Annotated in this window: 3 protein-coding genes; 2 read left to right on the forward strand and 1 reads right to left on the reverse strand. The window is 44.0% G+C overall.

All coding sequences use genetic code 11. The features are described from left to right. Positions 1–386: 386 nt before the first annotated feature. Entirely contained in the window at positions 387–902 is a 516-nt protein-coding gene (locus QTO00_RS15660; RefSeq protein ID WP_331425621.1) for an FxsA family protein, read from the reverse strand. 318 nt (positions 903–1,220) lie between these two features. Here QTO00_RS15660 and aspA point away from each other — a divergent pair, with 318 nt between their 5' ends. Together aspA and QTO00_RS15670 are read left to right on the forward strand one after the other, a co-directional pair. After that, entirely contained in the window at positions 1,221–2,672 is a 1,452-nt protein-coding gene (aspA, locus tag QTO00_RS15665) for an aspartate ammonia-lyase (RefSeq protein WP_331425622.1), read from the forward strand. A gap of 152 nt (positions 2,673–2,824) precedes the next feature. Beyond that, positions 2,825–4,132: an anaerobic C4-dicarboxylate transporter gene (locus tag QTO00_RS15670; protein WP_331425623.1), complete on the forward strand. Its 1,308-nt coding sequence runs from the start codon at positions 2,825–2,827 to the stop codon at positions 4,130–4,132. Positions 4,133–4,270 lie beyond the last annotated feature (138 nt).

Raw genomic sequence — 4,270 nt, forward strand, 5'->3', positions numbered from 1 at the left:
GGTTAGTTTTTGTTTCATGTTATCCACCATGCATCGCTTTCAACCTTGGCGACCATTACAATGTTGGCGCTCGACTAGAAAGCGTGTTCCAAATCACTTTTTACGTGACTACTTTTTAATAAATCCCGTTCAGTGTTGATGTTTTTTATGAAACTAAAAATTACATTCAGTGACAGTGAGATTTCGATCTCATTGATTTAATGAATAGTTGAAGCGCAATCAAATTTTCAACATACAGCGATAACAGAAGTATCAGGATTGAGAATAGGCAACTGATTTGGCTAGATTTTAGGTAGAGATTAGAGTTATAACTTTAGTTTTCAAGCGAGTAGCAAACGTAAAAAAGGCGCTATTTCAGCGCCTTATCATGAATCGGTTTAAACAGTTTAATTCAATCGATTGTGGTCGTTATCGTCTTTGCGCTCATACTCACCTTCAAAAGTGGAACCTTGATTAGAGTCGCCTTTATGAAACGGACCTTGGTCAAAAGGGTTTTGACCAAACTGGTCGCCCTGGAAACTGCCGTGAAATCCGCCACCGACTGATTTTACAACCATTTTGCTCATTAGGTACTTAGCGATCGACGCTCTAGGAGTCGGAAGTAGCACAAGCATACCAAATGCGTCTGTCATAAAACCCGGGGTTAACAGCAACACACCCGCCACAGCCAACATCACACCCTCAAAAATTTGCTGAGCAGGAAGCTCACCCTGCTGAAGGCGGTTCTGGACTGACATAAGTGTTTGCAGGCCTTGGCTACGCACTAACGATGCACCAACGAAAGCGGTGATCAGCACTAAGCCGATGGTAGGCCACAAACCAATAAAGCCACCGACTTGAATAAATAGTCCTATTTCAATAATAGGTACGAAGATAAAAAGCAGTAATAAGATAGGAAACACACGCCCTCCTTTGTTAGCCACAGTGTAAGCCTAAAGGTCGTGTAATCTCAAATTGAAGCTGTAAAAAAACGTGATAAAACACTCAACAAACCGCTACCTATAAAGGGTTATTCATACCCTGTTCATATCTTACAAAACTTTAACTCAACAAAACTGAAAAAGGTGATCAACTTACTATTATTATGCTCTAGGTACAGTATTATGTGCCACATAAGTCAGGACGGATTTAACAGCCAAAAATTCTGTCGAATGGATTCTTAGACCACAGAACGGCTATAAAGCAACTTTATTATCAGAATAAATATCTAAGGATCCTGTATGGCTACGCAAATTGTAACACCTCATGTGGCTAACCTTGCAACTCGTATCGAAGAAGATCTACTTGGCGAGCGTCATGTTCCTGCCGACGCTTACTATGGCATTCATACTCTACGCGCGATCGAGAATTTCAACATCTCTAACATGACTATTTCTGACGTACCTGAATTCGTACGCGGAATGGTGATGACTAAGAAGGCCGCCACACTGGCCAACAAAGAGCTCGGTGTTATCCCTAAAGACGTTGCCAACTACATTGTTGAAGCATGTGATCTGATCCTTGATACAGGTAAGTGCATGGATCAGTTCCCTTCCGATGTATTCCAAGGTGGTGCGGGTACTTCAGTCAACATGAACACCAATGAGGTGATTGCCAACGTTGCGCTGGAGCTGATGGGTAAAGAAAAAGGCCAATACGAGTTCATCAACCCTAACGACCATGTCAACAAGAGCCAATCAACTAACTGTGCTTACCCAACCGGTTTCCGTATCGCGGTATACAACAGCGTGCAAAAACTGATTGAAGCGATTGAATACTTAAAAGGTTCATTCGAACTGAAAAGCCAAGAGTTTAAAGATGTATTGAAGATGGGTCGTACTCAGCTTCAAGATGCAGTGCCTATGACGGTTGGCCAAGAGTTCCACGCTTGGGCTGTGACCCTAAACGAAGAGATTCGCGCCCTTGAGTACACTTCAAAGCTACTATTAGAGGTCAACCTAGGTGCAACAGCAATCGGCACTGGCCTGAACGCAGCACACGGTTACCAAGTTGCAGCAGTAAAACACCTAGCCGACGTAACAGGCTTAGAAGTCGTTCCAGCAGAAGACCTGATTGAAGCAACATCAGACTGTGGCGCTTATGTAATGACTCATGGTGCGCTAAAACGATTAGCGGTTAAACTGTCTAAGATCTGTAACGACCTTCGTCTACTCTCTTCCGGTCCACGTGCGGGCCTCAACGAGTTAAACCTACCTGAACTTCAAGCGGGCTCTTCTATTATGCCCGCGAAAGTGAACCCTGTGGTTCCTGAAGTGGTCAACCAAGTGTGTTTCAAAGTACTTGGTAACGACAACACGATTTCATTTGCCGCAGAGGGTGGTCAACTACAGCTCAACGTGATGGAGCCAGTCATCGCTCAGAGTATGTTTGAGTCAATTTCCATCCTCTCCAACGCTTGTGTAAACCTACGTGATAAGTGTATTGATGGCATCACTGTCAACAGAGAAGTGTGTGAAGCCTACGTATACAACTCTATCGGTATCGTCACATATTTAAACCCATATATCGGTCATCACGAAGGCGATATTGTCGGAAAAATCTGTGCGGAAACCGGTAAGAGTGTTCGCGAAGTCGTGCTAGAAAGAGGGCTTTTAACTGAAGAAGAACTCGACGACATATTAAGTGTTGAAAACTTTATGCATCCAACGTATAAAGCGAAACGTTACGAATAATGTAGCGAAAAGGGCTCTCAGGAGCCCTTTTTTAGAATTCAATACGGTTAACCTTATATATTTAAGGGTTTTATTCCATTCAAATTATCTATCCATTTAGAGTCTGAATCGTTAGATAAATTGAATCAAAACTAAAAATACGAGGTGTTAATATGGTTGCAGTCGAACTCATTGTCGTTCTGCTCTTTATCTACTTAGGAGCCAGAATCGGTGGCATTGGTATTGGTCTAGCTGGTGGTGCAGGTGTTATTGCACTCTCTTTGGTCCTTGGCGTACCCACAAGCCAGGCATTTGTGCCTGTCGATGTAATCCTGATCATTATGTCAGTCATTACCGCGATTGCAGCAATGCAAGTGGCAGGTGGTATGGACTGGTTAGTACAAGTGGCAGAAAACTTTTTGCGTAAACACCCTGAGCGCATCACCTTTTATGCGCCAATTGTTACCTTTTTAATGACACTCATGGCTGGCACTGGCCACACTGCGTTCTCAACTCTGCCTGTGATCGCTGAAGTTGCTAAAGGCCAAGGGGTTCGCCCATCTCGTCCATTATCAATTGCAGTTGTCGCTTCTCAAATCGCGATTACGGCATCACCTATTTCAGCAGCCGTTGTTGCCTTTGCCGCTATGCTCGCACCAATGGGCGTTGACTACTTGACGCTACTCGCAGTGTGCATTCCAACCACTTTCATTGCCTGTATGATTGGTGCATTCGTTGCTAACTTCATGGGCGGAGAGCTCAAAGATGATCCTATTTATCAGGAACGTCTGGAAAAAGGACTAATTAAGCTTGCAACTGAAACCAAGCGTGAAATTCTGCCTACTGCAAAAACTGCTACTTACATTTTCTTAGCCGCTATCGGTTTTGTTGTCTGCTATGCAGCGGCGATTTCTGGTTCAATTGGCCTAATTAAAGATCCTGCACTTGGTCGTAACGAAGCGATCATGACGGTTATGCTTGCCGCAGCGGCTGCAATTGTTTTGATCACTAAGATCGATGCAGCGAAAATTCCTTCAGCGTCGACTTTCCGCTCAGGTATGACGGCATGTGTGTGTGTACTCGGTGTTGCGTGGTTAGGTTCAACCTTCGTTAACGCTCACGTAGACGGCATCAAAGATGTAGCAGGAGCTCTGCTTTCTGACTACCCGTGGATGCTAGCTATGGTACTGTTCTTCGCATCTATGCTGCTTTACTCACAAGGCGCAACTACGGTAGCGCTAATGCCAGCAGCACTTGCGATTGGTGTCGCGCCACTCACAGCCGTGGCTTCATTTGCGGCAGTGAGTGCACTATTCGTTCTACCAACCTACCCAACTCTATTGGCAGCAGTAGAAATGGACGATACGGGTTCAACGCGCATTGGTAAGTACGTTTTCAACCACCCATTCTTCATTCCTGGTGTGGTAACCATCTGCTCAGCCGTTGCATTAGGCTTCACGTTTGGTGGTTTATTAATCTAGTTCATATTTAAACACACAGGGAGCTTCGGCTCCCTTTTTTATTTTATCTATCGTAAAAAAACTTAGCTCACATTTTATTTTTGACTTTAATCAAGAAAACGTTCGAAATCTCTTTATGCATTATAATCCTGAGCTTTG

Source organism: Vibrio sp. M260118, from assembly GCF_036533755.1.
In the GTDB taxonomy this organism is placed as follows: Bacteria; Pseudomonadota; Gammaproteobacteria; order Enterobacterales; family Vibrionaceae; genus Vibrio.

Coding starts and splice junctions, on each gene's coding strand:
- aspA (WP_331425622.1), top strand. CDS start 1,221: ATGGCTACGCAAATTGTAACACCTCATGTGGCTAACCTTGCAACTCGT.
- QTO00_RS15670 (WP_331425623.1), top strand. CDS start 2,825: ATGGTTGCAGTCGAACTCATTGTCGTTCTGCTCTTTATCTACTTAGGA.